The following is a 24,081-nucleotide window of genomic DNA, read 5'->3' as shown; positions in this document are numbered from 1 at the left end:
GCGGCCGCGTCAGGCGATGAGAAAATGCGCGTCTGTCGGCCGCATGTCGTTGACCGGCACCATGTCTTGCGGACAGGCGGAAAACACGATGACCAGGTCCATCTCGGCACGCAGCGCCACATATTGCCCGGCCTCGCTGACCGGTGGCTTGAAGTCCAACTCTCCATTGTCGGCGACGGGCACGTTCATGAACAGGTTCAGCGGCGTCGGCGTCACGGTAGCCGACAGGCCGACGGTCTCGAGCGCATGCGCCAGATTGTGCGTGCAATTGTCGTGATGGCCGACGGCGCCGAGCTGACGATAGCGATGAATATCGCAGGCCGCGATCAGCGTGTCGTGGATGCCTGGGCTCGTGTCGGCGACGAAGGTGAGGATCGCACGGCGCCGGTTGGTGGTCAGCGTATCGCCGACGCGCGGAATCAGCCGCAGCATCGATGCGCGGCTGTGCTCCATCGACATGAACTCGCCGGTGTCGCCGGCGTGAAGGCCCAGGTGTCGACCACCTGCTTGCCATGGGTGTTGACCACGGTGACGGTTTCTCCCGCTTTCAGGCGGGCCGCCACGCCGTTGCGGGCTGGGATCAGGCGGGCGCGGGTCAGGTCGGCGGTTGCGGCGGTCACGTGATGTCTCCTCGAGGCTCTGTCGCGCAATTGGAGCACCGCCGCTCATGTAATTCTAATAATATTAATTGTGTCCATTATAACGTATTCGTATAGTCGATCCATGCGCCTCAGACAGCTTGAATGCTTCCGCGCCCTGATGCTCCACGGCACCATGACGAGAGCGGCCGAACTGCTCGGCATGTCGCAGCCCGGGATCAGCACGATGATCGCGGGCCTCGAGCACGAGACGGGCCTTAACCTGTTCGTGCGGCGCGGCGGCCGCCTGCAACCGACCCCGGAGGCCAAGCTGTTCTATGTCGAGGCGGCGCGCGCACTCGAAGCTGCCGAGAACGCCTCCCGCGTCGCCGCCGAGATCAGGTCCGGCCGGCGCGGTCATCTCGCGATCGCCGCCTATCCGAGCATCTCGATCAATCTGCTGCCGCGGCTGCTGTCGCAGTTCGCCAGGAACAAGCCCGAGCTGCAGATCAAGATCATCACGCGGAATTCCGCGACCGTCCGCGAGCTGATCTCGACGCAGCAATTCGATCTCGCGGTCGCCGAACTGCCGCTCGACTATCCGACCTCGCACATGGAGGTGTTCTCATATGACTGCATGTGCATGCTGCCGCATGCGCATCCACTCGCGAAGCTGAAGCAGATCACCCCTGATAACCTCGACGGCGTTCCGTTCGTGACGCTGTTCCGCGGCGACCCGATCTACCAGCAGCTGGCGTCGGCCTTCTCCGAATACGGCGCACGCTGGAACGTCGTCGCAGAGACGGAATTCTTCTCGACCGCGTGCCAGCTCGTCGCTGAGGGCCGTGGCGTCGGGATTGTCGATCCGGTGGTGAGCAAGCCATTCACCGAGGGCCTTGTCGTTCGTCCGTTCAAGCCGAGGATCCAGTATCAGGTCGCGATCCTCTCCCCCACGCACGAAGCGCCCTCCCAGGTGGCGCGGGACTTCGCCGGCCAGCTCCGGCGTGCGCTGCGGACGTGAGGATCGGATCACACCCAGCCATGGATTGTTGCCAGTCCTGAGCGTCTTGACCGAACGCCGCAGCATCGTGCGGTCTGACGATCGTCGCGATGTCACCACGCAGCCTCGCACGATCGAGCCTTTTCACGTGCTAGCCGGAGCCCGACGCAAGCGCCGCAGGCCACGGATCGCATCGCGCGCCGGCACCTCGAGCACGAAATGCGCGCCGATCGACACGACGACGGTCGTGCCGGCCAGCAGGCCGAAAATCGTCGGGGACCAGGTGTCGAGCGGGCCGAACCGCATCATGAACGTGGTCAGGATGATGAAATGCGTCATATAGATCGAATAGGAGATGATGCCGAGAAAGTGCATCGGCCTCGATCCGAGCAGCCGTGAGCTGAGCGAATCCTCGCCGGTCCCGGCGAGCACCACGAGCGGCCACACGAACACCGGCATCTGCGGGTTGATCAGGCCACGATAGGCCAGCAGCACAATGAGCGCGACGGCGCACCAGATCAGGCCGGAAAATCGCGTGCACGCGGCGTGAAGCCCGTCCCGGCGCTGGAAGCTCGCGAACACGAGCCAGCCCGACACGAATCCGCAGGTTGCCCGCACCAGCGGGACCCAATAGCTCAACTGGTTTTCCGGGACGCTCAGACCGATGCTGCCCTCAAAATAGTAGCGAGCGAACAGCCAAAAGCCGGCGCCGGAGCAAAGCACGATGCCGAGAAACCTGGTGGCAACCGTGGACGGTGCGTTCCGGAACAACAGCACCGGGAACAGCACGACATAGCAGAACCACTCGGCCGACAGCGACCAGGCCGGCGCGTCCCAGTGCATGCCGGTACCGATCACCGGCCACGCATTCAGCATGGCGAGCTGCAACGCGAAGTCCAGGGCAGCTCGGCCGGCGGGATAGGTGACTGGATCAACCAGGCGCGGCCACACGTAGAGCGCGCCGGCGGAGACTAGGCAGACCACGTAAAGCGGATAGACGCGGGCAATGCGCGCCGTCAGATAGTCTGAAAAGCGGAACGTCTCGCGGCTGTAGACATAGGACAGCGTGAATCCGCTGAGGCAAAAAAACAGGTCGACGGCGTTGTGCCACATGAATGCGGCGCCGGCATTGGCGGGAAAGGCATTGTTGAAATGAGCGAGAGCAACGGCCATGGCGGCAGCCCCTCGCAGCCCGGTTAACGCCCGTAGCTCATGCCGCATTCCCGCGCCCTTGCCTCGCGGGCTTTCCCGCGTAAGGGCGAGTGCTTACCACCTCTGGTAGCGTATACACAACCGGAGCGATGGTGGTGTCCGCTTAAACTTTAGGTGGAGTGAACCCAGCAGCCCGTCGCACACGAAGCTCTGCGTGTCACGCGTTGGTCTGCGCCGGGCGCAAGCGTTGAAGGCCTCGGATGGCATCGCGCGCTGGCCGCTCGAAGAAGAAATAGCTGCCTGCGAAGACGGCAAGGGTTGTACAGGCCAACAGGACATAGGTCTGGGTTGACCAGGCACTGGGCACGCCGAACACAGCAAGGTATCCCACGAAGAGGATATAGTGCGTCATGTAGATCGAGTACGAGATCAGGCCCAGAAAATGCAGCGGCCTTGATCCCAGCAGGCGCGACGTGGCCGATCCCTCACCGGTTGCAGCAAGGACGACGAAGGGATGGATGAACACCAGCGCCTGCGGGTTGAGGAGATCGCGGTATGCCAGGACCACGGCGACGATCAAGGCTGACCAAATCAACCCCGAAGCCTGTGTACAGAAGGTGTAGAGCCCGTCGCGTCGTTCGTAGCACGCGAAGACGACCCGGCCCGCCGTGAAGCCGAAGACTCCCCGGAGAAGAGCGACCCAGTAGCTCCATTGGCTGTTCGCATGGTAAATCTCGGCAGTGCTGAGGTTGCCGTCGAAATAGCGCACGAAGATCGAGTATGACGTCGCCGACAGCACGACGATACAGAGCAGCCTCATTGCTGCCGACCTCGTCACCTTCTGGTAGAGCAACAGCGGGAACAGTACGAGGTAGCAGAACCATTCGGAGGATATCGACCACGCCGTCACGTTCCAATGAACGTTCGATCCGAAAGGCCACGCGTTCAGCATCAAGGCCTGAAGCACAAAGTCCGATATCGCGTCCTTGAGCGGGTAGGTCGTTGGATTGAACTGGAGCGGCGCAACAATGGCCGCGCCGGCGACGACCGTGGTTAGAATGTAGAGCGGATAGGTCCTGGCGATACGGGCCGTCAAGAAGCTGGCGAACTGGAAGTCCTCGCGGCGATAGACGTAGGACAGCGTAAAGCCGCTGAGAACGAAAAACAGGTCGACGGCGTTGCCCCACATGAAGGGGGCGTTGGCGTAGTTGGGATAAAATTGCTGAAAGTGAGCAAACGCGACGGCCATCGCCGCCACTCCGCGCAACCCAGTCAATGCCCGTAGCTCCGGCCGCATTGCCCCTGCCCGATTTCTGGACTCCACCCGTTCGATGGATGCTTACCACCGGGGCTCGGATCGAGACAATCAGAGCGATTACGGGGGACGAAGCGAGCAGATCGTGCGGATACGGCCCGCTTTCGCCCTCTGGGCTTCGGCGCGGCAGCCTTCGCTCACTTCGCTACGATGGAGTTTTGCTGGCCTGCCTAGCCGTAGCTCGCGAAGCGAGCGAAGCTGGTGGGGGAGGCAGGACTCGAACCTGCGAAGCCATGAGGCGGCTGATTTACAGTCACTTTTGCGGAGCCGACAAAGCCCGACAAATCAGGACAGTAGACCAGCCACCAGCTCGGAAAACATTGGGAAAACGTTGAAATGTCTGGCTATGTCCCCGACACAGGGTAACATAGCAGACAGACTTGGTTCGTTACCCCAGCGATACCCCATGCCCGCTGACGTTCTGACAGTCACCCGGATCGACGGAGCCCAACCGCGCATTAGCCCGAGTGGCAAAGCGATCCGCACTGAGATCCCCGATGCCCGGCAGCCGGGCCTTTATCTGATCGTTCAACCGAACGGCAAAAAATCATGGGCGGTCCGCTATCGACATGCCGGCAGACCGAAGAAGCTGACACTTGGCCCCTACCCGGGCCTCGAGCTGAAGAAGGCGCGGCGCCTCGCCGGCAACGCCTTCACGGCTTTGGCCGAGGGCCACGATCCCGCCGCACTAAAGCGAGCCAACCAGGAGCAAGAGCGCAAGGCCGCTCTAGAGAAAAAGCGGGGCCAGCGCGACCTATTTGAGAACATCGCCCGAGAGTTTGTCGAGCGGTATGCGAAGCCTCGCGCGATCAAGAAAGGTCGTCCGGACGCTTGGAAAGAAACGGCTCGAATCATCGGCCTGAAGGCGGCGCCGGATGACCCCGACAAGTTGATCGAACATCGCGGCGAATTTATCCCGCATTGGCGCGGCAGGAAGGTTCAGGAGATCACCAAGCGCGACGTCGTCGAGCGCATCGAAAAGGTCGCTGACCGCGCGCCAATCATGGCCAACCGCTCGCTGGCAGCCATTCGGAAGCTATTCAATTGGGCAGTCGCGCGAGACATTCTGTCTGCCTCCCCATGCGCCGGCATTTCCGCCCCCTCCCCTGAGCAAGGCCGGGACCGCATTCTATCAGATGATGAGCTGCGCCTTGTGTGGGCTGCCGCAGATGGCGAGGGCTGGCCTTTCGGACCAATCGTCAAGCTGCTCATTTTGACCGGACAGCGGGAGGCAGAAGTTGCCGGCATTCGGTGCGACGAAATCGATCAGGCCTCGCGAGTCTGGAACTTGGCCGCACGGCGCACAAAAAACAACGAGCGTCACGAAGTGCCTTTGTCGGATGCTGCGTGGGAGATCATCGAAGCCCAGCCCAAGATTGGCAGCTTTCGATTTTCAATTGACGGTAAGCGCCCTGTGACGACCTTCTCTCGCGCCAAGGACAAGATTGACGCAGCGATCGCTAAGGCGCTCAGGCCTGACGACAAACCAATCCCGCACTGGACGTTTCACGATTTAAGACGGACTGCAGTTAGCGGGATGGCTCGCCTGGGGATTGCCCTCCCAGTTATTGAAAAAGTCATCAACCACAAATCAGGCAGTTTCCGCGGTGTTGTCGGTGTGTATCAACGGCATAGCTTCGCAGACGAGAAACGCGCAGCTCTCGATGCTTGGTCCCGTTTCGTGATTTCGCTAACGGAGCGTCAGTAGATGTCTGTTTGGCGCGAACTTCCTGACCTATCAGATGAAGTGTGCAAGGAACTTGCTGCATCCCTGCCGACTCCATTGTCGGCATTTCAACTCGCTACGATTTTTGCAAACTACCGTAACGCACTTTTTGAAGAGAAGCCCGATCCGGAGCGTTGGCTTTTTCGATTTCGAAATGATTGGTCGGCTAAAGAACCGCTGAAATTTTGGACGGAACTTGCCCAATCGATCCAGACCTTAATGCTCCTGTTGACGCGAAAGCGTTCTGACCCCGAGCAGCTGAAATGGATTGGCTTCCATCGCGACTACATTTCAGAACGCCCGGCCCATTTATCATCACTGGCGCGCCTGTTCGAAATCGCCGTGAAGCATGTCGAGTTTCTTGAAAGCGTTGCGGCCGGAAAAAAAGGCGGTCGTTTAGCCGCTCGCGAAGCAGGCTATGGTCTCCTGGTGGATCTTTGGATTAGCGCCGGCGGTGAACCCTCAATTTCGACAAATGGCAAATGTGCACAGTTTTTATCATCGGCCGCGCCTTTGTTGATGGGCGAAGATCCCAAGTTTGACAGCGTAAAAGCGATAATCAGTCGAGCAGTTGCCCGCCGGGGGCAGCTAAATCAGACTGATGGAATTTAGCTAACCCTGACATATCGGGCTATTTCGCTAAATGGGGTGCTCCTTCAAACAGGAGCCATCCCTAATGCTGCCCAGCGAAGAAACCTTACTCCCGGCACCCGCCGTTTGGCGCCGCTACAACAAGACCGATCGGACCCTCGACCGTTGGCTCGCGGATCCGGTGCTCGATTTTCCACGTCCTCTCATCATCAATCGGCGGCGGTACTTCCGCGAGTCCGAGATTATCGCGTGGGAACGCGCGCAGGCGGCCAAGTCGAGGGCAGCATAAAATGGAAAACCCCACCTTTTCAGATGGGGCTCCGAAGACTGACACGCTTGCCACGGCGATCGGTCCGGACCATAGCCCCAGCCTAAAGCGTCTTCAAGCCCGCAAGATCACCGAAAGGTGCGCCGTCTCGATCGAGATGGCCGCCACGCTCGCCCCCTACCTGTTCGGGGACTGCCGGCCATGAGCAAGGACATTCAGCAGATCATTTCCAGTGCCGTCGGCGGAAAGGTTGGCATCTCGCTGATCCGCGACCCGGCGAGCGGGGATGTCCGTTATTCGGTTTGTTACGAAAGTCGCGCTCTTTTTTGGCAGAGCAAACATAGATTTCAGGAGATCGAGCACGCGCAGGCTGCCGCTCTCGCCCTTGGCGACTTTCTTGGAGCGAGGATTACAATATGAGCAACAAGCAATTTGTTCTGGCGGCGCTTCGCTGTACATCGCTTCGCGTTCAGTTGATCCGCGAAGAGGTGAATATGATTGGTACCGCCTTGGCTGCCGATCTCCTCTCCCCCGAGATTGCTGTCGAATGGTGCAACGAGGTTGCACCTGGCTGTCTTGACCTTGTGACGCCTGCAATCTCGGAGGTGGCATGATGGACATCAGCACCGCAAGCAATCGCGAACTCGATCAACTTGCTGAAGAGATCGACGCGCGCCGCGGCGCTCGCGTCCTGGACCGCGTCTATCACTACCTTGGCAGGTTCGTGAGCTATCCGAATGAGGCTTCACACGTCGCTCACGCCGTGTGGATCATCCACACCCATGCAATGCATCTTTGGGATACGACGCCGCGATTGGCCTGTCTCTCGCCCGAAAAGGGCTCCGGAAAGACACGGGTCATGGAGGTAACCGAACAACTCGTTCCGGACCCGGTTCTGTGTGTCAACGCTACAGCGAACTATCTGTTTCGTAAGGTTGCAAGCGAAGACGCGCGCCCACTGTTTTGCTCGACGAGGCCGATACGATCTATGGGCCGAAGGCGAAGGGCGATGAGGATCTGCGGGGATGGCTCAATGCTGGCTATCGCAAGGGTGCCGTCGCCGGGCGATGTGTGATCCGTGGCAAGTCCATCGAGACTGAAGAGTTGCCGGCCTATTGCGCTGTCGCATTGGCGGGGATCGGAAACCTGCCTGACACAGTCATGTCCCGCTCGATTGTCATCGCCATGAGACGGAGACATTCGGGCGAGAAGGTCGAGCCGTTCAGGCGCCGAATTCATGGTCCGCAGGCTGATCCAATAAAAGCAGAGATTGCGGCGTGGACGGCCTCCTGGCCGCAGCGGGTGGAACGGTGGCCGGCAATGCCGGACCAAATCGTTGACCGCGACGCAGACACTTGGGAGGCACTCGTCACGATCGCCGATCTAGCCGGCGAGGATTGGCCTGCTCGTATTCGTGACGCCGCCGTGACGCTTGTGATGGCTTCCAAGCAGCAAATCCACAGTCTGAGTGTCCAGCTCTTGGCCGATCTGAAGGAGGTTTTCGGCGACGCCGAGCAGCTTCAGACCGAAACCATAATCGAACGGCTGATCTCTCGAGCTGAGAGTCCGTGGACGAATTTGCCGAAGACCCACAAGCCCTTAGACGCAACATCTCTTGCAAGGATGCTCAAGAAATATGAGGTGGGACCACGCCAGCTTTGGTTTGGTGCGAAGCAGCTGCGCGGCTACACGGCGGCAGAGCTACGTGACCCATGGCTGCGGTATCTGCCTTCCATTACCGAAAACACCGTCACAACCGTAACGCCCGTCACAAGGCTGCAATCCGTGACGCCTGTGACGGGTGTTACGTGTCCTGACGGGATGAAAGGCGAAGTCTGTCACCACTGCGGAGACGATGGTGAAATTGTTGATGTGATCCGCAACGGTACGGCGGCAAAGCTACACCGCTCGTGCATCGCCGAATGGACCCAGGTGCTCGATGTTCAAACGGCGGAAAGAACATGACCGCCACAGGCCACATCGAGATAGAGCACGATAAGTCATCGGCCACCGTGCAATGGATATCGTCCTGCGCATCCTGCGGCGCGCGGCAGCCGGTCATGTTGTGGTTTGGTGCTGATCGTCTGGAGGCGCGGAAAGCCGCTGCCCATTGGGGCGAGGTGCTGAAACTGCCCGTGCTCGATCCGGAGCGCGTCAATTGAATGACACGCTCGACATGCACGCGATTGCGGCCGCGCTCGAGGCCGGCGAGCTCAAGCTGCGCGAGCTGACGAAATTCGAGCGGCGTGATCCGCTTATCCGTCAGACCTATGTCCGGTTTTATCCGGGCAATCCCAAGGGCTTTGCTGACAGCCTGAACCGCTATCACCGCGTTGCGTGGCTCAGAGAGCGATCGTTAGAGGCGTGCCCTCAGCATCGGATAGGCAAACCGGAAGAGATGTTCTGGCGAATTTTGAAGGTCGTGCCGACCGAACTAAGTGCTTATCGGATCAAGAAAATCATCGAGCATTTCTGATGCTCGGATAACGCAGCTACGATTCGCAAATCAACCAAAGAGGTTTCTCGCAATGCGGATGCCGCGCCCATTTTCCTCGACCGCTCGCTTTGTCTCCGCCACCGCCAAGGCGCCGCCGCATCTGTCCGCGCCGAACCTGGGAGCGGACGCACTGCCGGCACCGGCGCGCGATCATGGCTCTGTCGGCAAGGAAGACATGGCTTTTGCCAACCGCCTGCCGGAAGCCGCCAGCGCGATCTTGCTGGAGCTGTCCGATGCGGCTTTCGATGCCGGCACCATCGGGCTCGGACTGCACAATCGTATGCTGGACCTGCGCGAAGCCGTTGGCAGAATCGAGCAGCGGCTTAGCTTGATCAGCCAGCCGCAGTATCAGAATACATCGCGCCGGAGATCGAAGCCAAAAAGGCCGAACTGGCTGAGGTGAAGGCCGAACTGGTCCGCACGCAGGAGCGCGGGCAAGCAGCCGACCTAAAGCGCGGTGTCTACACTCGCCTGATCAACAGCAGCCGCGACCTACTGCGCGGCGTGCAGACCGTGAAGCCGTACACTGGCGCTCTGCCGACCTTGCGCAAGGGCGAGACCGCGCTCGACGCCGTCGAGGCGAGACGCCGCCGACTGCGGGAGCTGGCGGCCGATGCCAGCCGCGTCAACACCGCGCCATTTCCGTCAGCTGTTGCCAAAGCCAAGGCGAAGGAACGGATTGAAGCTCTCGCGCGCCGCGGCGAGCCTGACGGCTTTTTGGCGGTCGAACGCGGCGAAGCGGTGCAATGGCCGACCACGCTCCTGAGACTGCCCGATGGCGGTGCGGTTAGCGTACCTGATGTAGAGGCTTGGTTCGCTCGGATCCACGGCAAAGCGATGCTGGCCGCCGAGGAACAGGCTATTGACGCTTGCGCCGATGACGCCGCCGCGCTGACAGATCAACAGCGCACCGAAGCCATGGCGCAGATCAGGCGCGACATGCTGGCCGTACAGCGTGAGGAAGTGGCCTTTCTCCATCAAGCCAACAGAGCCGGCGCGGCTCTCCTGTACCGTCCGGAAACCGACTACCGCGCATTGCTACAGCTCTCTGACGACATGCCGGCGCCGCCGCTGGAGGACTAATTCGTGCTCGGGCGGGGTTGCTCATTCCTCGCCTTAGGCTGGCGCCGCTCGGCTTTTGAGGCATTGGGCCGGGCGGCGCACACCACACCAGACTGAGGAGAATAGACATGATCGTGCGCTTCATTCCCGGCGCTCCCGCAATCCGCAAGGCCGACAACTCAATCGATCGAGACTTTCGGAGACCGCTTACCCATGGCGAGGCGATGATCAGGCTGCCCGCCATCGACAATGTCCATCATATCGGGGCTAACATCCAACTCAGCGCGGACCATCCAGCGCTTGCTGATCTGCCGATCGGGACCAAGCTGTTGTTCACGATCCTCGGCCGCGGCGACGTCAGCCTTCCCCCTGAGGACATCAGCACAGTTGGATTTTACAGCTGCACTCAGCTTCCCATCGGCTTCGCCGCCGCAGATGGCGTCACCCTGACCCTGCCTGAAGGGAAGAAACCCCGCACCGCTGAGGGATGGCGGACGGTCACCCTGGCAAAGACCGCCGCAGCTGGCTGGGCTCTGGAGGGTGACCTTGAGACGGGTTGCTGACACATACTCAGGCTTCATGCTGACCGGTGACGGGCGCATCATCGTGCTGTCTAACGGTGTCGGCTGGCGTAGCGTCTTGGCCGGGCCCGCTGATCCTCGCGTCATTCTGACGATGCCTGCCGACACCGACGCTCTATTCGCAGTCAACGACATGATCGTGTTTCACTCGGTCCATCGTGACGAGGCGCTGGCAACGCTCAATCAGATCTACGCGGAAGACGATGCGACCTACAATCTCCGTGAGGTTGATTGCTGGACCTTCGGTCGACCGCCTTTGACCATCCTGCCCATGGATACCATGACGGTCACCCCGCCGGAGGGTTTCACGCTCCACGCCGCCGATGGCTGGCGCTTGCTCTGGCTGATCAAGACCGCTGACCGGACGTACACGGCCCATGGCGACTTGGAGGCCGCGGCATGATAGAAAACTATAAACAAATCAATTGTTTAGCGGGTCCCATGGCCAGCTGGGATAATGCGGGACCGCTAGGCGTTCGACCTCACCAGAGCCAGACCCTGAACTTTTTTACGCACCCGCGCAGTTTACGCGGCAACTGAGGTAACGATGATCGGACTTAGCCGGCGAGAGTTCGCGAAGCGAGAGGGCTGCAGCGAGGGCGCTGTGCGAAATGCCCTGAAACAAGGTCGTTTGGAGCTGCTGTCCGATGGCACTCTCGACCCCGCTCAGCTGGGTGGCCAGTGGTTTCGCAACTTCGGGGCGGATCGCGAGAGGTGCGTAAAACGGAAGGCTTACGCAGCAAAGTTAGCCAACGCTACGCAGGCAACTGCGCAAACCGTTCCCGCCGACATCCGCTATGGATGGGACGAACCTGCATTTGCTCGGGACGTAACCGAGCAGTTCGGAGAGCTGCTTGGCTTAAAGGGCGACGACCTCAATGATTGCGAGCGGATTGCCTGTTCTCTGGTGCTCCATGCTGGCGGCTTGCTTCAGCGAGAGGCGTACCTGTTTGGCTGGCGGGAGGATGTCGAGCAGCCGGCTCAAGACGACGATGATCCGATTGGTCCCCGCGACTGCGTCGGGGGCCTTGATGCGGTGCCGATCACCCACGGCCTGGTGCGGCAGCTCGGTGTTTTGCTTGGCATCCCGCCCGGTGACCCTTCTGGCCCTGCTTCGGTGGCTTACGCATGATGTTTTTGGCCATTGATATTTTTGGGGAAGATCTGAAGCGCCGGCGGCACGAAGCCGGTCTCGCATTGGTGAAGGACAGGCGCAATGGCTGACCGTATCGTCCAGCGCTCAAACCAATTCGAGGCAGTCTGCAAGACAGAAGCAGCACGCATCAGGGCGGAACAGCGCCTCAGCGAAGATGCAGTGATCGAGATCGAGATGACGCCTGAAATGCTGGCGCTGCTCGATCGGCCACCGATCGAGATCGTCGAGGAAATCTCCTAAAGTGACCAACGCACCTAAGACCAGGAAGACCCACATCACGCGCATTCTGGGCACGAACAAGAGCGATGACGTGCTTCCGCACATCTGGGCCGACGTCGAGCGTATCGACATGGCCAAGGGCAAGACCCAAACAGTCGGCGGCTGGCATCAAGGCTATCAGATAAAAAACCGGTGGCAGGACGACCCTGCGGCCGACGACTACAATCCGGATGGTAATCCTGCACGCAAGACTGAGATCGTAAAGGTTTGCGGTCCAGCCGAAACGAATCTGAACGATCCGGAGGAATGGATCCCGATCCCGGTCATCAAGAGCATGAAAGGCCGGCGTGGCGGCGGATCCGGTGGAGATTCAGACAACATCGGCCAGGTCGGGCGTTTTGCAAATAGCTACAGCAACCAGGCCCGCGTCGTCGAAGCGCGGCGGATTTTGCACTACGACACCAATATCGATGCTGCAGCGCAGGCCGCGTTTGACGCTGATCCGACGCTGAGGGCGTTCGTTGTGCAAGGATCGAACTACGTTCGGGACGATGCCTCGAAAGACGAGTCACAGTATGTCGAGCACGAAATCATCACGTACTTCAAGGGCAGTGGAAATGAAGGTGCTGTCTCTGCTCGCCGCAACCAGGTCAAGCTGCTCAATCAGTACCTGATCGACGAGAGCATACCGGCGACTCTGAAGTTGACCGGCGCCAACGGGATCAATCCTCCGTATCGGCTAGATCCGTGGCAGAACATCATCAACATCAAGTTCACTACGCTTTATATCGTCGTGACGCTCAGCGCTGGCAATCAATCATTCTCGTCCGGTCCCTACGGCCCGTCGCCGGGTATCGGATCGCCATCGATTTCTGCCGGCACAGTTAAAGGAAAGGGCGCCAAACTTCTGGATACCTATGCGCCGCCTGATTTCAACAACAGCACTGATGGTCCGGGGCAGTGCATGGTCTGGTTTAATGACTATTCTGATGGCAGTGTTAGTGCGGTACAGGCTTATGAGGATGGACCTTATCACGGCTACAGCCTAACGACGTGCGTTGATGGCGTGTGCAACACCGTGGGAATACCGCCCGAAGATGATACTGCCCCCATCGACTTTGGAAAGGGCATCGTGGTTGCCACTCAGTATCTAATGAGAGTGCCGACCGGCGAAGATGCCGTCACTGTCGACATTGGTGGTTTGATAGCGACAACTGACACTGGGCCAAATCATCCATCCAGAAACCAAGTGACCACGGATGGCACGGGGCTCATTCAAATCTCGGTGTTCTCAAGAGCGCGCGGCAAGATCACAAAGCTCGATCAACTTTGGGACATTCATCAGGACGGCAAGCCAAGGCCAACGCCGGACGACAGCGTCTCGCTCGGCGTCACTGAGAGCACCCAAGGCCGATTCAAAGTCAAGATCGAGTTGGATAAGAACAAGGACCACGCGCAGACCGACAACTGGGGCAACCAGTTTCAGCCATACAAGGTGACGCTCAATCCCGGTCCCGGTACTGACCAGATACCGGAACAGCCACCTCCTAGGCTCCCGCTATCATGATGGACGAGAAAGACCCTGACGAGTTGCCTCAAGAAATGCTTGGAGTTGGTCAATCAACTCCTCAGCGACTCGTCTATCAATCTGAAGAGTTGTGGTACCCGCTGCATTATCTGGCAGCCAAGTGCCCACCGCAGAGATTGCAGCAATGTCGGATCCTGGCTTCACCCGAAGCTGCGTGTCCTTCACCTGAAGACGCTGAGGCGGAATAGTCGTTCCCTGCACAGAACCTGATAGGATTTGGTTGTTAACGGCTGCGGGAGAAACTTTCAGGATTGCATCGGCGAGCCATAACGCATGCTTGTACGAGATCGTCCATCGCTGCGGATCTCGGGCACCCGCTACATCTACCAACATCTTTATAGAAAGTCCGTCCGTCGAATTTTCGATTTCGCGAATGTGCAACTCTTTCGGATCGTTGGCATCATCGGGCATTGTTTTACTCCCCATGCCTAGCCCCACATCCAAGCTTAGCAAGAGCAACGGCGCAAGCCCTTCGCTCAGCGTCGATCGCGCCGGCTGAACATACTCCGAAATCCTTAGCGGCAAACGCGGCAGCTAATGAGGATGCATGCGGGTCCGGTCATCGCATCAGCTCGAACAGTTCGAGGACATCGGCCAGCCGCAGCTTTGCGCCTTTGGGCATGTGCTGCACCAGGATATGTCGTGTAGTGGCCGCGATCTCGTCACGCTTGAGTGGATCTTGCTCGGCGTGGAACGCTCGCATGTTGGCCTCAAACTTGCGGGCGGCCTCGGGCGGGATCTCGAGCGGCTTTCTGGTGATCGGCATATCCCGGAAGATAGGTATCCGGAGCCGGTTTGGCGAATCCGGCTTGACCGACTTCTTGCGTCGCCAGCCGGGCCTTGGGCGCTATCCCTCGTGGGATTGCTGGTCGCTTCAGCGAGCGCTGTAATAGCACCCATGAAGGACTATCCAACCAAGATCACATTCGGCCAGATGCGTGAGACAGGAGCGACGAGCATCATCGTCTTCTGCAAGGACTATCGATGCTCTCACAACGTCACGATGGACGCATCGAGATGGCCGGACGAGATGCGTTTGTCCGATCTCGAGCCTCGCTTCACCTGCACGGTTTGCGGGCAGCGAGGCTCAAGCATTAGATCGATCGACGTGCCGGCTAAAATGGGTACCGGCCGCTAAACGCGCGTCAACGCTAGCAGTTGCGTAGTCTTCAGCACCGCCTTCAAGGTCTGGTCAATGTAAAAACAGAGCGGTGAATAACCTTGACGGGAACGCGGCGCTCTCAGCAGTTTCTCCCGACCCCGGGAGGGATTTGTGATGCCGGCATATTTGGTTCGAGTAGCGAAGACCCGCGATCTTGTCGGCTTTTTCTATGCAGAGGATGACGAGCACCTGGAGTTGATCGTCGATGAGTGCACCGACGTTCCAGATTGCGAGTACATGGAGCTACCGCATGGCGGGATCATGTGGGAGTCGCCCGCAATCGATGTGCCTATCGAGGTCAACAGAGAATACGATCCTGAGGATGACGAGGAAGTGCCCAGCCTGCCGTGGTCGGGCGCCGCTCTAACGGAAGCATGGTTCAGCGTCGTCTATGGCTACACCGACGAAGAGTGGATCCGCTTTGTCCCGGAGGAGCCGTTAAACCCGCAGCCACCGACGCCGCGGAGGTCAACGACGCAAGGCCGTCGTGCGAGGCGTCGCCGGTAGGTCGTGGTCGTCTGCGCGAGCCCCTTTCCGCAACCGGCGGTGGAGCGCAAGCGCGGCTTTTACGGAAGCCGCCGAGTAACCTAATTTCCCGCTTGCGCGTCGCGGAGCTGATCTTGAAGCAATCCAGCAAGATAGATGGCGAGATCGTTTATGTCGTAATTGCCGCCCTCCCAAGCCTCGTCGGCTTTGCGAAGAGCTGCAATATACGGCGCTCGGTTATTTCTAATCCGCTCTGAGACGATTGTCTTGCCGGGAAACAAGCGACCAATTCTGGTGCAAAGCAGATAATAGCAAATTGCGCGAGCTGTGCGGCCGTTGCCCTCAATGAAAGGATGGATCCAGAGCATGCGCCAGAGTGCGTATGCCGCTAGTTGGGTCGGCGTCAATACGTACCAATTTTCGTGGATGAATGAGATGAAGCGATCCATCAGTTCCGGAACATCCCGGAAATGCGGTGGTACGTGGTCGCCTACATAGATTGGTTCGCTCCGGAAGCGCCCACCAAACTGCGAAATGTTGGCAACCGCGACGTGGTTCAGTGCCCAGAGCATATATTTGTCGAACGATGTGGGCCCTTGCTTTAGCCCGATCTCAATATCGTTCGTGAGAAGATCGTACTGCCGGATAAGGTTCTTCTCTTGGATTTTTGTGTAGAGGACGGGATCGTCTTGTTCGAGCACAAGCATAAGAGAAAAGCCCGGGAAAACCCGGGCTCCCTGTTATCTGTTCATCAGGATGCTCTTCGAAGCATCCCGAACGGATTCCTTTGTGATGCGCGACGCCTGCGGAGCGTTGCCATAAGCGAAGCTGATACGCTGCTCCTGCAACACTGCCTCACTGACGGCTATCGTCCGCGTCTGTTCGAGCAACCGATCCAGTTCCGGATGCTCTGGAGCATTCCCGAAAACGGGCTTCCGATCGGCCATGGCTGAAAACCTCCAAGTGTGGGCGCCTTACGGTACCTCATGATTCCTTAACGGTTATATAGGGTCTTTGGTGCCTACGCTGTACCGTAGCGGCGACAATTGAAAAAATTTAAAATTACGGGGACCGTGTACGCACCGTACAACGCGGTTCCGGAATTGCAATTAATTGCACGGTGCATGGAAACGTGCAGATACCTGCACGCCAAGGCCTATTTCTTCTTCAGCCCGATCTCGACTAGCTGCCGGACGGCGGTCGCCAGCTTAGGGCTATCCGGCTGGTGCTTCGCCCAAGCGCGCACTTCGGCCTGCAATTCTTCCGGCATACGAACGCCGACCATTGGTGCGGTACCGGTAGCCGGCCTTCCGCGCCCTATTTTACGATTATCTTTTATTGACTTCGCCATGAATAAAAGATTATCTTAAAAACGAGCCGAGGGGAAGTTGGCCCTTCCACCCCGGCTCTTGATCCACAAACATCGGAGTGCATCCATGTCGCAGACCCAATCCACAAATAGCACGCGCAGACGATTCCTCGCAGGGGCGGCCGTCGCCGCCATTGTCCCCACGGCGGCCGTAGCAGCGTCTGCCGACGCCGCCCTGGTCGACGCTGCAGCCGCGGTGCCAGAGCTGGATAAGGCGCTCGAAGCCTTTCTCGACGCTAATAACGACGACGACCGTCACCCTGAATTTCAGGCCATGGACCGCCAGAGGTACGCCCATCTAGATACTCTCGCCACGGTGCCAGCGGTGAGCGCTGCCGGCGTCTGGCGAAGGCTCGCACCCTGCAGCTCGAAACCGTCACAGCCGATCTCTACCGGCACCACGACATCAGCCTGTCGCTTGTGGAGGATCTGATCGGAGGGGCGCTGTCATGAGCACCCGCCGGCAGTTTCTCGGCGGCGCCGCCGCCGCCACTCTGGCTGGTGCGCCAGCGTTATCGGCCGAGCCTCACGCTGACCCCGCTCTAGATGTCATCGTGAGGCATCAGCAGGCCTATGCAGACCACATCGCCTCAATCAACGCGACCGATAGCACCGAGCCTCATACAGACGCGCGTCGCGAAGCGAACGACCGCCAGATGGAGGCGTGCGATCGGGAGATCGATTTGGCTTGGGAATTGGCAGCCACAATACCCACGACGGCCGCCGGCATCGCTGCCGTGCTGGAGTACGTAAACCAGTTCGAGATCGCTCACGAAGAGTGGCCGAACATCCACTACTGCGTGGGTCCGATGAGCTGGCACTTCAAGTTGAGGCAAAGCATAGCCCAGGCATCGGCTAGGCTCGCCTCAGTCAGCTGACCCCACCGACATACGGATGCCCTCGGGCGAGTCCCGGGGGCATCCGTAGGCTGTTACCCTACGAGTTACCCCAGCTCCCTGCCCGTCTAGCAGCGACTAATCCGGCAGCAGTTATGCCTTTGAAATGATTTGGTGGGGGAGGCAGGACTCGAACCTGCGAAGCCATGAGGCGGCTGATTTACAGTCAGCTCCCTTTGCCACTCGGGACACTCCCCCGTCCAACAGCATCAGACCGGCCGCGCGAGTGGCGGCGGACCGGGTCATCGAAATGACGCTGATAACCGCGTCGGCCCCGAAGCGGGTGCGCGGTCGGGCGCGTTTATGGGGGAAGGCGGTCCCCAAAGTCAACCAAGCGGGCGCGCAATTTGCTGGTTAAATTGCCATTCTGCGACACCCGTGACACAAGCCTCACATGAGCGACCGCGACCGCAAACCCAATTTCCGAGGCAAGGGCGGTAAACCCTTCCAAAAAGGGCCGAAATTCGGCGCCCGCAGGGCCGGCGGGAACGTGAATCCGGTTCCGACGGGCCGGTGATTCTATACGGCTGGCACACGGTGGCGGCCGCGCTCGCCAACCCGGACCGCCAGATCCGCAAGCTTTACCTCACCGAGAACGCGGCGCGGCGGCTCGCCGAGGAAAACATCGCGACCCGCGTCACCCCGGAGATCGTCCGGCCCGGCGACCTCGACCGCCGCCTTACCCCCGATGCCGTGCATCAGGGCCTCCTGGCGGAGGCCGCCCCCCTGCCCTCGCCCGATATCGACACGCTGGCGCAGGAGGGCATCGTGCTGGTGCTCGACCAGATCACCGACCCGCACAATGTCGGCGCCATCCTGCGCTCGGCGGCGGCATTCGCGGTGAAGGCGATCGTCACCACCGCCCGCCACAGCCCGGAGGCGACCGGCGTGCTGGCGAAGTCGGCCTCCGGCGCACTCGAGCTGGTGCCCGTTGTCACGGTGCAGAATCTGGCGCGCGCGCTGAACGAGCTGAACGAGCACGGCTTCCAGACCGTCGGCCTCGACAGCGAGGGCACGGAAGATCTCGGCAAGGTTCCGTTGCAGCAGCCGCTCGCGCTGGTGCTCGGCGCCGAGGGCAAGGGCCTGCGGCAATTGACGCGCGAGACCTGCCGCGTGGTCGCCCGCCTCGACATGCCCGGCCAGATCAAGAGCCTGAACGTGTCGAACGCCGCGGCGCTCGCGCTCTATATCGGCGCCAGTCGGCTCGGGCTGATGGGTTAGCTTGATATCTCGATGGGCCGCAGCGCTTGATGGGCCGCAGCGCTTGCGGTCCGGAGCGCTTGCGGACGGCGCTCGCACAATTTCGGAATATTAGAAAAATACCCCTGATTTGCCCGACGTGTCAAGTCGCCCTGTCGAACGCCGATCGCCGCCGGCTCCTTTGCATGGGGTTGTTTTCGATATTTTGGCAGCGCGCACCTGCGGTCACTAGCGGGGATGCGGCCGAACCGACCCGGCTTCAATCGTCAAACGAACAGCGCCCGCTCGCGTCACGCGAACGGGCGCTGATGCTTTCGACCGATCGCCGGATCAGTAATAGCGGCGCAGCACGCGGTGGCCATAGTGATAGGCTGGCGCGCGATGCGCGTAGCCATAGCGATAGCCGTAGTGATGGCGGTAACCGTAGTGACGGTAGCCATAGTGGCGATAACCGTAATACGGACGGCCATAGCCTTGGCGGTAGTACGGACGCGGCGCCCAATTGCCCGGGCCGGTGTAGGCCGGTCCCTGGTTGACGTAGTAGTACTGTTGAGCCGTGTCGGGATAGCCGCATCCGGGTCGGGCAGGCGTTCGACCGCGCCGTAACCGCCATAGCCATAGCTATAGCCGTAGCCACCGCAACCGCCGCAGCCGTAGTTCACGACGGGCGCGGAATAGCCGCACGGGTTGAAGCCGCACGCCATTGCGGGTGCGGCCACCAGGACGGCCACTGCCGCAATCAGTCCTTTGATCATTTGACGCATTACTCTCTCCTGTAAATCTTGCCTGTAGGTCTTGTTGTCGTCGCGTAGCTCTTGATGGCTATGAAGGGCCCTCTGTCCGAGGGCTCCTGATCTAGGGGCCTCTCGGTCGCGGTGGCCGCATCGGCGGACCCGGCACCGGCCGCGGCCCGTTGAATTGCGGTGCATAGATCACCGGCGGCGGATCGACCGGCACGTTGGACTGCGCCGGCAGCGGCGCGGATTGCGCCCCCCACGATTGGTGATAGCTCTCGGCCGGCTGAGGCAGCCGGCGGTTGGCCGGCGGCTCGATCTCGAGGCGGCCGTAACCCGGCATGTGGCCGAGGCTCGGATAATAATGGCCGACGTTCGGCACCGGATCGATCGGGCGGCCGCCGTAGACGGTCGGCACCAGCGAGTCGTTGCGGGCAAGCCCCATCGCGCTTTCGACCACGGCATAGGAGCGTCGACGCCGTTGATGATGATGGGCACGCCGGGACGGTTGGGCACAACAATGTCGAAACCGCCGCCGGCCAGCGCCGTCGAGGTCATCGCAGCCAATATCGCCAGCGCAAGACTTCCGCGCATGTTCACCCAGCGTCCCGAATTGTTCCAGGAGCAGCCTAATCCAACGGCTTGGCGGAAGGGTTAAGGACGCCGGCCAAACTGGCGGTAAGCCTAACGCGTAAGCATCGGCAACCGGTCAATGCGGCCGAGCGGGATCAGAAATCGTTAACGGCCGCGCTGGGCGAGCCCGTGTCAGGTGAAGGCGTTCGCGACGATCGAGTGGACGCCGATCGCAATCGTGACCGCACCGACCGCCAGTTGCAGGCCGCGATTGGCCCAGGTCAGCCAGCGCGCCGAGGCTGCGAGCGGCACCGCGATCACGCTGGACAGCACGCCCATGCCGATCATCGAGCCGACACCGAACAGCGCGACATAGCCAAGTCCGATCGCCGGGCTCGGCGCCTGCGACACCGTCAGCACCAACAGCGCCGCCGATCCGGCCATGCCGTGCATCAGGCCGACCAGCAGCGTGCGCCAGCGGAAGCCGTGCGCGTGGCTGTGCGCGGCGCTGACATGGGGTAGCGTCTCGCCCGCGTGGCTATGGGCGTGGAAGTGCGTAGTGTCGCCATGCGAATGACTGTGGAAGTGCACGCGGTCGCGCCACAGCCGCCACCACACATGCGCGCCGAGACCGACCAGCATGACGCCGACCGCGGTCTCGATCGGCTGCGAAACCGTTTCGGGGATCGCCCGACCGAGCACGATCGCGACGCCGGCGAAAATGAACAGCGTCAGCGTGTGACCGAGCCCCCAGGTCAGGCCATGCTTGACGATGTCACCGACATGGGTCCGGCGCGCCGCGATGCTCGATACCGCTGCGATGTGATCCGGCTCCAGCGCGTGCTGCATGCCGAGCAGAAAGCCAAGACTCAAGATTCCGAACATCAATCCCCCGCGCCGGCGCCGACATCAGTCGAACACCGCTGTACATGCAATTCCCGTCGAAGGCAGCATGGTCCGGAACACATCATGCGCGAGAGCTGCGGAACTTCACACTGGTTTGAACGCAGGGCAAGGCTGCGCCGGAACAGGCGCGGCGCGGCGAGATTAGCTCGTCACAACGACGAGAGGAGACCTTGCATGACACAGCTCAAGATGCGCGGCACCTTCCTGGGCGCAGCAGCCCTGCTCGCCTCGGTACTGGCCGGCTCCGCGATGGCGCAACAGACCATCGGTACCGCCGCGCGCTGCTCGAATGCCGACCCGAACGCCCGATGCCAGACCATGGCACCGGGCACCACGCGCACCACCTATCGCCACCACGGCTATCGGCGGGACGGCGACTGGCAGCGCAGCTACAACCGGTATGACCCCGGCCCCGCCGGCGTCGCAGCAGGCGTGGTGGGTGGCGCGGTCGGCACGGCGGCCGCAATCGCGACCGCCCCGTTCGGCGGCCCGGACTATTATGGCCGTGCCCCGATGGGCGGCGAGGAGTATGCCCGGCAGAACGGCTTTGTCTGCACCCCCGGCACCTGGTTCCGCGGCAGCGACGGCCTCCAGCATCCCTGCCAGTAAGCTCAGGCACCACGCTGACGGCGCAAAAGGCGGCCTGCGGGCCGTCTTTTTGCTACCGGGCCCATGGCACCCAGGCGGTTAATTCGGGACGTCCGGGGCGTTGGTTCTGGCCGCCAGGTTCTGGCTCTGGCGCGCCAAGTCTGCTATGCGAGCGCGCAAATCATTCCCATGTCGCCGGCTTAGCTCAGCGGTAGAGCAGCAGTTTTGTAAACTGAAGGTCGGGGGTTCAATCCCCTCAGCCGGCACCAGCCCTCCCCGCTGGCCCATCGCACGCCGGGTTGCAGCGCGGTCCGGAAGACTTGGCGTTGGACAACCGGGTCGTAGAGGCTTGCGCTCGCTGAAAATAGTTCGCAAAATTGTGGAACAACGAGCCACACGCGGATTTCGGGCAGGTACCGGATGACGGAAAAGCAGTTGCAGGCGCAGACATCATTGCTGAAGGCAATGCTGCTGGTCTCAGCCCTGCTGATGGGCTACTCGGATCTCATCACCACCAACGAGATATTGCAGCGCGGAATGGGCGAACTGAACCCGTTCATGCGGTTCACGCAGGAGTGGCTGGGTGAATGGTGGCTGATTGCCAAGCTGGGCTTGACCTATCTCGTGATGTGGATGCTTTGGCGCGGCAAGAGCGAACGCCAGATGGCCTATGTGGTCGCCTTCATTGCGACGCCCGTGTATAACAATCTGATCATTCTCGCGGGCTCAAACTAAACTTTCCCTGCGCCAGGTTGGCCGGCCACGGCGCTGCACCTCGCGCGGCCGCCGAAGCCGTCCGTGTTGCGGCCGCGACATCCCATTGATGCTTCGAAACACGTTCGGCAGGCCCGGCCGAGGATAGCGTTGGACAAGGCGCCCGAACTCGCCTTACCCTCGGTGCATTGCGACAAGAGAGGCTGCCAGGCGCGGTTCCAATAATGGACTGGTCGTACTATCTCGTGGGCGCGGCGGTCGTCCTGCTCCTCCTCGCCTATCGTCTGCACGGCGGGTTGTTCAAGAAGGATTCGCTGCAGGACGAGAGGCTGAATCGGCTGATCGATGAACGCATCGATCGCATGGACCTGAAGCGCGAGAAAAAGCGCGAGCCGTCCCAGCCATAAGGCTGGCTAGCCATACCTCGGCGTGATCTTCAGTCCGCTGAGTTCGAGCGCCGGCCGCAGCAGCCCCGCCAGCTCGCCGGAGAATACGGCAGCTCCGACGACGAGAGCTTGGACGCTGGTGGGCTGGCCGGAGCGCGGTTTTTCGATGCAGATGCCGACGCGGTCCGCTGCTGTAAGTCTCGTGATGATCCCGTGAACGCCGACCGTCCTGCCGCCAATGTTGCCTTCAAACCGAAGTGCCTGGGCATCGAGTCCTCCAACCAGATTTTTTGCGGCTCACGCCGAGCGTCGTCCCCAAGGCCAAGCCGAGCACGTATTTCCGATTCAATCAAAGCGCTACGCCGGATTGCCCACAACGTACAGGGGGAGCCGTATTCATCCGGTGTTCCCCGCCCGCGCTTTCAATGTCGGTGCCGTGGCCCGCGGCAATTGCACGCCGGAAATTTGTTTTATGCTTTGCCGCTTCCCGCCATCGCCTTTGCAGTAAACGCTCCCCGCAATTTGTTACGCCGAAGACGTGTTGCGATGTGCCGTACTCCGGTGCGCCGCTCGGCTCTATCTCGAATAGCGCACCGCAGACCGGGCCGCGGCGACGGGCACTTGCCGACACAATGCAAGCATGTAAATTGTCAGTTTTTCAATCTTAGGGGATATTCATGAACTTGCTTTCGACTGCCGTTGCGTTGACGATATTCGTCGCATCGGCCGTTCTCGCCGGATCGGCGCTCGCCGAGGAGCGCAACGATACACCGCAGGCGCTGGCCTGCATGAAGAAGTACGGCTTCACGCTCGAACAATGGCGCGCCTATCAGGTACCGGCCTCGAAGGCCGGCCCCTACCGGCTCTGCCGTGACAGCGGCGGCCGGGCCGACGCCGGCAAGGTAAAGGCGAAGTGCCTCGCCCAGGCCGGCGTCACCGCCGCACAGTGGAACGCGATGAAGGCCAACGAGTCCCAGGGCATGGCCTACAAGAGCTGCATGGCGGAGAACGGCATCAACGTCACTGTTCGCCGCCGCAACGGTTCAAGCTTCTGAGGCCAGCCATGAAGATCGGAATGGCCGTCGTCTTCCTGGCCATGGGCTGCATCCCGGCAAGCGCCGCCAGCTGGACGTGCTCGGCGCCCGGCTTGGTCTCGGGGTCGTACGATGGCGGCGATACCGCCCACATCCACCTGACCGGTTTCTCGACCGGCAACAACTATCCGGTTGCGAAGAAGGGTAGCCGCACCACCGGCACGACCAAGAACGGCACCCGCTTCGTCTGCACGCAACGTTAAGTCACCGGTCCTGCTCGGCTCGATGCTGTCGCCGCTC

33 protein-coding genes, 2 tRNA genes and 3 pseudogenes are annotated in these 24,081 nt (G+C 60.7%); 26 read left to right on the top strand and 12 right to left on the bottom strand.

The features are described 5' to 3' along the window. Positions 1 to 9 precede the first annotated feature (9 nt). Positions 10 to 527: pseudogene (locus ALC15_RS00950) on the bottom strand (DUF1989 domain-containing protein). A 196-nt stretch (positions 528 to 723) separates the two neighbouring features. Here ALC15_RS00950 and ALC15_RS00945 point away from each other — a divergent pair. Next, positions 724 to 1,599, top strand: coding sequence for a LysR family transcriptional regulator (locus tag ALC15_RS00945; RefSeq protein ID WP_050625662.1), 876 nt, complete (start codon positions 724 to 726; stop codon positions 1,597 to 1,599). 123 nt (positions 1,600 to 1,722) lie between these two features. Here the strand turns inward: ALC15_RS00945 and ALC15_RS00940 are convergent, their stop codons facing one another. Next, positions 1,723 to 2,799, bottom strand: coding sequence for an acyltransferase family protein (locus ALC15_RS00940; protein WP_050625661.1), 1,077 nt, complete (start codon positions 2,797 to 2,799; stop codon positions 1,723 to 1,725). A 148-nt stretch (positions 2,800 to 2,947) separates the two neighbouring features. Continuing rightward, on the bottom strand, positions 2,948 to 4,027 hold the full coding sequence (locus tag ALC15_RS00935) for an acyltransferase family protein (RefSeq protein WP_050625660.1): 1,080 nt from the start codon (positions 4,025 to 4,027) through the stop codon (positions 2,948 to 2,950). Between the two features lie 424 nt (positions 4,028 to 4,451). On the opposite strand from ALC15_RS00935, the gene ALC15_RS00930 reads away from it, so the two are divergent. From ALC15_RS00930 to ALC15_RS00855, 15 genes are all read left to right on the top strand, one after another. Then, positions 4,452 to 5,753, top strand: a complete 1,302-nt coding sequence (locus tag ALC15_RS00930) for a tyrosine-type recombinase/integrase (RefSeq protein WP_050625659.1) — start codon at positions 4,452 to 4,454, stop codon at positions 5,751 to 5,753. After that, complete coding sequence (locus ALC15_RS42980; protein ID WP_128089392.1) at positions 5,754 to 6,383, top strand: hypothetical protein; 630 nt, start codon at positions 5,754 to 5,756, stop codon at positions 6,381 to 6,383. Between the two features lie 64 nt (positions 6,384 to 6,447). Further along, positions 6,448 to 6,651, top strand: a complete 204-nt coding sequence (locus ALC15_RS00925) for a helix-turn-helix transcriptional regulator (protein ID WP_050625831.1) — start codon at positions 6,448 to 6,450, stop codon at positions 6,649 to 6,651. Between the two features lie 180 nt (positions 6,652 to 6,831). Then, positions 6,832 to 7,050, top strand: a complete 219-nt coding sequence (locus ALC15_RS00915; protein ID WP_050625657.1) for a hypothetical protein — start codon at positions 6,832 to 6,834, stop codon at positions 7,048 to 7,050. Beyond that, the gene (locus ALC15_RS00910; protein WP_050625656.1) at positions 7,047 to 7,244 is read left to right on the top strand and encodes a hypothetical protein; all 198 of its coding nucleotides are present in this window, start codon (positions 7,047 to 7,049) and stop codon (positions 7,242 to 7,244) included. The genes ALC15_RS00915 and ALC15_RS00910 overlap by 4 nt, the downstream gene beginning before the upstream one ends. 349 nt (positions 7,245 to 7,593) lie before the next feature. Then, complete coding sequence (locus tag ALC15_RS00900; RefSeq protein WP_128089391.1) at positions 7,594 to 8,595, top strand: DUF3631 domain-containing protein; 1,002 nt, start codon at positions 7,594 to 7,596, stop codon at positions 8,593 to 8,595. Continuing rightward, positions 8,592 to 8,792, top strand: coding sequence for a hypothetical protein (locus ALC15_RS00895; protein WP_050625653.1), 201 nt, complete (start codon positions 8,592 to 8,594; stop codon positions 8,790 to 8,792). The genes ALC15_RS00900 and ALC15_RS00895 overlap by 4 nt, the downstream gene beginning before the upstream one ends. Continuing rightward, positions 8,789 to 9,106: a hypothetical protein gene (locus tag ALC15_RS00890; protein WP_050625652.1), complete on the top strand. Its 318-nt coding sequence runs from the start codon at positions 8,789 to 8,791 to the stop codon at positions 9,104 to 9,106. Before ALC15_RS00895 ends, ALC15_RS00890 begins: the two co-directional genes overlap by 4 nt. Positions 9,107 to 9,158: 52 nt before the next feature. Continuing rightward, positions 9,159 to 9,530: a hypothetical protein gene (locus tag ALC15_RS00885; RefSeq protein WP_050625651.1), complete on the top strand. Its 372-nt coding sequence runs from the start codon at positions 9,159 to 9,161 to the stop codon at positions 9,528 to 9,530. Continuing rightward, a complete protein-coding gene (locus ALC15_RS00880; protein ID WP_050625650.1) occupies positions 9,527 to 10,210 on the top strand; it encodes a hypothetical protein in 684 nt (227 codons plus the stop codon). Before ALC15_RS00885 ends, ALC15_RS00880 begins: the two co-directional genes overlap by 4 nt. A 107-nt stretch (positions 10,211 to 10,317) precedes the next feature. After that, positions 10,318 to 10,752, top strand: a complete 435-nt coding sequence (locus ALC15_RS00875; protein WP_128089390.1) for a hypothetical protein — start codon at positions 10,318 to 10,320, stop codon at positions 10,750 to 10,752. Positions 10,753 to 10,768: 16 nt separating this feature from the next. Next, positions 10,769 to 11,173, top strand: coding sequence for a hypothetical protein (locus tag ALC15_RS00870; protein WP_050625648.1), 405 nt, complete (start codon positions 10,769 to 10,771; stop codon positions 11,171 to 11,173). 201 nt (positions 11,174 to 11,374) lie between these two features. Then, entirely contained in the window at positions 11,375 to 11,902 is a 528-nt protein-coding gene (locus ALC15_RS00865) for a hypothetical protein (RefSeq protein ID WP_128089389.1), read from the top strand. An 84-nt stretch (positions 11,903 to 11,986) separates the two neighbouring features. Continuing rightward, positions 11,987 to 12,166, top strand: a complete 180-nt coding sequence (locus tag ALC15_RS00860; RefSeq protein WP_050625646.1) for a hypothetical protein — start codon at positions 11,987 to 11,989, stop codon at positions 12,164 to 12,166. Position 12,167: 1 nt separating this feature from the next. Continuing rightward, positions 12,168 to 13,712 carry a hypothetical protein gene (locus ALC15_RS00855; RefSeq protein ID WP_050625645.1) on the top strand — a complete coding sequence of 515 codons (1,545 nt, stop codon included), beginning with the start codon at positions 12,168 to 12,170 and terminating at the stop codon, positions 13,710 to 13,712. On the opposite strand, the gene ALC15_RS42975 is transcribed toward ALC15_RS00855, so the two are convergent. Together ALC15_RS42975 and ALC15_RS45365 are read right to left on the bottom strand one after the other, a co-directional pair. Next, positions 13,707 to 14,144, bottom strand: coding sequence for a hypothetical protein (locus ALC15_RS42975; RefSeq protein ID WP_128089388.1), 438 nt, complete (start codon positions 14,142 to 14,144; stop codon positions 13,707 to 13,709). The two genes, ALC15_RS00855 and ALC15_RS42975, sit on opposite strands and share 6 nt — an antisense overlap. A gap of 148 nt (positions 14,145 to 14,292) precedes the next feature. Further along, positions 14,293 to 14,499, bottom strand: a complete 207-nt coding sequence (locus ALC15_RS45365; protein ID WP_050625644.1) for a hypothetical protein — start codon at positions 14,497 to 14,499, stop codon at positions 14,293 to 14,295. A 510-nt stretch (positions 14,500 to 15,009) separates the two neighbouring features. Here ALC15_RS45365 and ALC15_RS00840 point away from each other — a divergent pair. Next, the gene (locus ALC15_RS00840; RefSeq protein WP_050625642.1) at positions 15,010 to 15,402 is read left to right on the top strand and encodes a hypothetical protein; all 393 of its coding nucleotides are present in this window, start codon (positions 15,010 to 15,012) and stop codon (positions 15,400 to 15,402) included. 80 nt (positions 15,403 to 15,482) lie between these two features. Here ALC15_RS00840 and ALC15_RS00835 read toward each other — a convergent pair whose 3' ends face one another. The 3 genes from ALC15_RS00835 to ALC15_RS47075 form a co-directional block, all read right to left on the bottom strand. Further along, on the bottom strand, positions 15,483 to 16,088 hold the full coding sequence (locus ALC15_RS00835; protein ID WP_050625641.1) for a Fic family protein: 606 nt from the start codon (positions 16,086 to 16,088) through the stop codon (positions 15,483 to 15,485). Positions 16,089 to 16,121: 33 nt separating this feature from the next. After that, complete coding sequence (locus ALC15_RS00830) at positions 16,122 to 16,328, bottom strand: hypothetical protein (RefSeq protein ID WP_050625640.1); 207 nt, start codon at positions 16,326 to 16,328, stop codon at positions 16,122 to 16,124. A gap of 209 nt (positions 16,329 to 16,537) precedes the next feature. Next, positions 16,538 to 16,666 (bottom strand): hypothetical protein, encoded by a 129-nt coding sequence (locus ALC15_RS47075; RefSeq protein ID WP_283806225.1) that lies wholly within the window; start codon positions 16,664 to 16,666, stop codon positions 16,538 to 16,540. A gap of 151 nt (positions 16,667 to 16,817) precedes the next feature. Here ALC15_RS47075 and ALC15_RS45360 point away from each other — a divergent pair, with 151 nt between their 5' ends. Continuing rightward, complete coding sequence (locus tag ALC15_RS45360; protein WP_050625639.1) at positions 16,818 to 17,183, top strand: hypothetical protein; 366 nt, start codon at positions 16,818 to 16,820, stop codon at positions 17,181 to 17,183. A 16-nt stretch (positions 17,184 to 17,199) separates the two neighbouring features. Next, positions 17,200 to 17,628, top strand: coding sequence for a twin-arginine translocation signal domain-containing protein (locus ALC15_RS00820; protein WP_050625638.1), 429 nt, complete (start codon positions 17,200 to 17,202; stop codon positions 17,626 to 17,628). A 130-nt stretch (positions 17,629 to 17,758) separates the two neighbouring features. On the opposite strand, the gene ALC15_RS00815 is transcribed toward ALC15_RS00820, so the two are convergent. Continuing rightward, a tRNA-Tyr gene (locus tag ALC15_RS00815) sits at positions 17,759 to 17,844 on the bottom strand. Between the two features lie 315 nt (positions 17,845 to 18,159). On the opposite strand from ALC15_RS00815, the gene rlmB reads away from it, so the two are divergent. Continuing rightward, complete coding sequence (rlmB, locus tag ALC15_RS00810; protein ID WP_244485866.1) at positions 18,160 to 18,867, top strand: 23S rRNA (guanosine(2251)-2'-O)-methyltransferase RlmB; 708 nt, start codon at positions 18,160 to 18,162, stop codon at positions 18,865 to 18,867. 309 nt (positions 18,868 to 19,176) lie between these two features. Here rlmB and ALC15_RS00805 read toward each other — a convergent pair. From ALC15_RS00805 to ALC15_RS00795, 3 genes and pseudogenes are all read right to left on the bottom strand, one after another. After that, positions 19,177 to 19,610 (bottom strand): annotated as a pseudogene (locus ALC15_RS00805) (hypothetical protein). 91 nt (positions 19,611 to 19,701) lie between these two features. Continuing rightward, positions 19,702 to 20,174: pseudogene (locus ALC15_RS00800) on the bottom strand (hypothetical protein). Positions 20,175 to 20,345: 171 nt separating this feature from the next. After that, positions 20,346 to 21,038 carry a HoxN/HupN/NixA family nickel/cobalt transporter gene (locus ALC15_RS00795; protein ID WP_050625637.1) on the bottom strand — a complete coding sequence of 231 codons (693 nt, stop codon included), beginning with the start codon at positions 21,036 to 21,038 and terminating at the stop codon, positions 20,346 to 20,348. A gap of 195 nt (positions 21,039 to 21,233) precedes the next feature. Here ALC15_RS00795 and ALC15_RS00790 point away from each other — a divergent pair, with 195 nt between their 5' ends. The 6 genes from ALC15_RS00790 to ALC15_RS00765 all read left to right on the top strand — a co-directional run bounded on the left by ALC15_RS00790 (position 21,234) and on the right by ALC15_RS00765 (position 24,044). Next, complete coding sequence (locus ALC15_RS00790) at positions 21,234 to 21,668, top strand: hypothetical protein (protein WP_050625636.1); 435 nt, start codon at positions 21,234 to 21,236, stop codon at positions 21,666 to 21,668. A gap of 173 nt (positions 21,669 to 21,841) precedes the next feature. Further along, positions 21,842 to 21,916: transfer RNA gene (locus tag ALC15_RS00785), tRNA-Thr, on the top strand. Positions 21,917 to 22,067: 151 nt separating this feature from the next. Continuing rightward, on the top strand, positions 22,068 to 22,382 hold the full coding sequence (locus tag ALC15_RS00780) for a DUF5658 family protein (RefSeq protein ID WP_244485865.1): 315 nt from the start codon (positions 22,068 to 22,070) through the stop codon (positions 22,380 to 22,382). Positions 22,383 to 22,585: 203 nt separating this feature from the next. After that, positions 22,586 to 22,768: a hypothetical protein gene (locus ALC15_RS00775; RefSeq protein ID WP_050625635.1), complete on the top strand. Its 183-nt coding sequence runs from the start codon at positions 22,586 to 22,588 to the stop codon at positions 22,766 to 22,768. Positions 22,769 to 23,424: 656 nt separating this feature from the next. Beyond that, positions 23,425 to 23,802, top strand: coding sequence for a hypothetical protein (locus ALC15_RS00770; protein WP_050625634.1), 378 nt, complete (start codon positions 23,425 to 23,427; stop codon positions 23,800 to 23,802). 8 nt (positions 23,803 to 23,810) lie between these two features. Then, the gene (locus ALC15_RS00765; protein ID WP_050625633.1) at positions 23,811 to 24,044 is read left to right on the top strand and encodes a hypothetical protein; all 234 of its coding nucleotides are present in this window, start codon (positions 23,811 to 23,813) and stop codon (positions 24,042 to 24,044) included. The last annotated feature ends 37 nt before the right edge of the window (positions 24,045 to 24,081 follow it).

Source organism: Bradyrhizobium viridifuturi (genome assembly GCF_001238275.1).
GTDB classification, from domain to species: Bacteria; Pseudomonadota; Alphaproteobacteria; order Rhizobiales; family Xanthobacteraceae; genus Bradyrhizobium; species Bradyrhizobium viridifuturi.
The sequence above is the reverse complement of the archived record's forward strand: the minus strand, read 5'-3'. Positions and strand labels throughout refer to the sequence as shown.

Excerpts from the sequence above, each read along its gene's own strand:
- ALC15_RS00875 (WP_128089390.1), top strand. The coding sequence starts at position 10,318 with ATGATCGTGCGCTTCATTCCCGGCGCTCCCGCAATCCGCAAGGCCGAC.
- ALC15_RS00910 (WP_050625656.1), top strand. The coding sequence starts at position 7,047 with ATGAGCAACAAGCAATTTGTTCTGGCGGCGCTTCGCTGTACATCGCTT.
- ALC15_RS00915 (WP_050625657.1), top strand. The coding sequence starts at position 6,832 with ATGAGCAAGGACATTCAGCAGATCATTTCCAGTGCCGTCGGCGGAAAG.
- ALC15_RS45360 (WP_050625639.1), top strand. The coding sequence starts at position 16,818 with ATGTCGCAGACCCAATCCACAAATAGCACGCGCAGACGATTCCTCGCA.
- ALC15_RS00795 (WP_050625637.1), bottom strand. The coding sequence starts at position 21,038 with ATGTTCGGAATCTTGAGTCTTGGCTTTCTGCTCGGCATGCAGCACGCG.
- ALC15_RS00885 (WP_050625651.1), top strand. The coding sequence starts at position 9,159 with ATGCGGATGCCGCGCCCATTTTCCTCGACCGCTCGCTTTGTCTCCGCC.
- ALC15_RS00940 (WP_050625661.1), bottom strand. The coding sequence starts at position 2,799 with ATGCGGCATGAGCTACGGGCGTTAACCGGGCTGCGAGGGGCTGCCGCC.
- ALC15_RS00840 (WP_050625642.1), top strand. The coding sequence starts at position 15,010 with ATGCCGGCATATTTGGTTCGAGTAGCGAAGACCCGCGATCTTGTCGGC.
- ALC15_RS42980 (WP_128089392.1), top strand. The coding sequence starts at position 5,754 with ATGTCTGTTTGGCGCGAACTTCCTGACCTATCAGATGAAGTGTGCAAG.
- ALC15_RS00780 (WP_244485865.1), top strand. The coding sequence starts at position 22,068 with ATGACGGAAAAGCAGTTGCAGGCGCAGACATCATTGCTGAAGGCAATG.
- ALC15_RS00770 (WP_050625634.1), top strand. The coding sequence starts at position 23,425 with ATGAACTTGCTTTCGACTGCCGTTGCGTTGACGATATTCGTCGCATCG.
- ALC15_RS00935 (WP_050625660.1), bottom strand. The coding sequence starts at position 4,027 with ATGCGGCCGGAGCTACGGGCATTGACTGGGTTGCGCGGAGTGGCGGCG.
- ALC15_RS00820 (WP_050625638.1), top strand. The coding sequence starts at position 17,200 with ATGAGCACCCGCCGGCAGTTTCTCGGCGGCGCCGCCGCCGCCACTCTG.
- ALC15_RS00775 (WP_050625635.1), top strand. The coding sequence starts at position 22,586 with ATGGACTGGTCGTACTATCTCGTGGGCGCGGCGGTCGTCCTGCTCCTC.
- ALC15_RS00765 (WP_050625633.1), top strand. The coding sequence starts at position 23,811 with ATGAAGATCGGAATGGCCGTCGTCTTCCTGGCCATGGGCTGCATCCCG.
- ALC15_RS00945 (WP_050625662.1), top strand. The coding sequence starts at position 724 with ATGCGCCTCAGACAGCTTGAATGCTTCCGCGCCCTGATGCTCCACGGC.
- ALC15_RS45365 (WP_050625644.1), bottom strand. The coding sequence starts at position 14,499 with ATGCCGATCACCAGAAAGCCGCTCGAGATCCCGCCCGAGGCCGCCCGC.
- ALC15_RS00860 (WP_050625646.1), top strand. The coding sequence starts at position 11,987 with ATGGCTGACCGTATCGTCCAGCGCTCAAACCAATTCGAGGCAGTCTGC.
- ALC15_RS47075 (WP_283806225.1), bottom strand. The coding sequence starts at position 16,666 with ATGGTCGGCGTTCGTATGCCGGAAGAATTGCAGGCCGAAGTGCGCGCT.
- ALC15_RS00835 (WP_050625641.1), bottom strand. The coding sequence starts at position 16,088 with ATGCTTGTGCTCGAACAAGACGATCCCGTCCTCTACACAAAAATCCAA.
- ALC15_RS42975 (WP_128089388.1), bottom strand. The coding sequence starts at position 14,144 with ATGCCCGATGATGCCAACGATCCGAAAGAGTTGCACATTCGCGAAATC.
- ALC15_RS00790 (WP_050625636.1), top strand. The coding sequence starts at position 21,234 with ATGACACAGCTCAAGATGCGCGGCACCTTCCTGGGCGCAGCAGCCCTG.
- ALC15_RS00870 (WP_050625648.1), top strand. The coding sequence starts at position 10,769 with ATGCTGACCGGTGACGGGCGCATCATCGTGCTGTCTAACGGTGTCGGC.
- ALC15_RS00925 (WP_050625831.1), top strand. The coding sequence starts at position 6,448 with ATGCTGCCCAGCGAAGAAACCTTACTCCCGGCACCCGCCGTTTGGCGC.
- ALC15_RS00930 (WP_050625659.1), top strand. The coding sequence starts at position 4,452 with ATGCCCGCTGACGTTCTGACAGTCACCCGGATCGACGGAGCCCAACCG.
- ALC15_RS00830 (WP_050625640.1), bottom strand. The coding sequence starts at position 16,328 with ATGGCCGATCGGAAGCCCGTTTTCGGGAATGCTCCAGAGCATCCGGAA.
- ALC15_RS00895 (WP_050625653.1), top strand. The coding sequence starts at position 8,592 with ATGACCGCCACAGGCCACATCGAGATAGAGCACGATAAGTCATCGGCC.